Genomic DNA, 540 nt, shown 5'->3' with positions numbered 1-540 from the left:
AATCAACTTCTTCTTGTTGGCGCCCATTTTGAAGTTGCCTGTGCTGTCCGGGCTCACGCCATTGATTGTCTTTACAAGCTGGTTCGGGGTATTGGTTGATGTGTAGGCATTTGCTGTTACTGCGGCGCTGGCCAGAAGTCGCACATTACCCAGTGCATCAAGCGTGTATAGATTTGCATCAGACGTGTTGATAGCGAGTTGGCCCGCTACCAAATTACCAGCAGCGGGCGGCAAGCCCGCTGTCGTATTACGGATATGTTTTATGACAGCGGTCATTAGTACACCTCTATTATACGCCTGTGTACGTGCCTTCGTCGAGCGTTAGTACACTCGTGTTTACCGAGAACACACCGCCCGCAACTGACAGGCCGGTGCCGGCTTGCGCCAGACCCAACGCCGACGAAGAGGCGACAGGTAGGTTAGCGGTCGGCACAGTCGATACCCATGCTGGAGCACCTGAACCGTTAGTAGTATGAACCAAGTTGTTCCCAGCACCCGAACCCATCTGTGCGGCACTAAGCGTGGCCACCCATGTAGGTG

Annotated in this window: 1 protein-coding gene; it reads right to left on the bottom strand. The window is 54.1% G+C overall.

What is annotated here, in order from left to right:
• A partial coding sequence (locus AC1RPR_RS08150; RefSeq protein ID WP_481763459.1) for a hypothetical protein occupies nucleotides 1-276 on the bottom strand: 276 nt, incomplete at its 3' end.
• Nucleotides 277-540 lie beyond the last annotated feature (264 nt).

It is taken from the genome of Dellaglioa sp. CoH-57-MRSF-22 (assembly GCF_056781895.1).
Note: the sequence above shows the minus strand (reverse complement) of the source record. Positions and strands in the feature narration are given on the sequence as shown.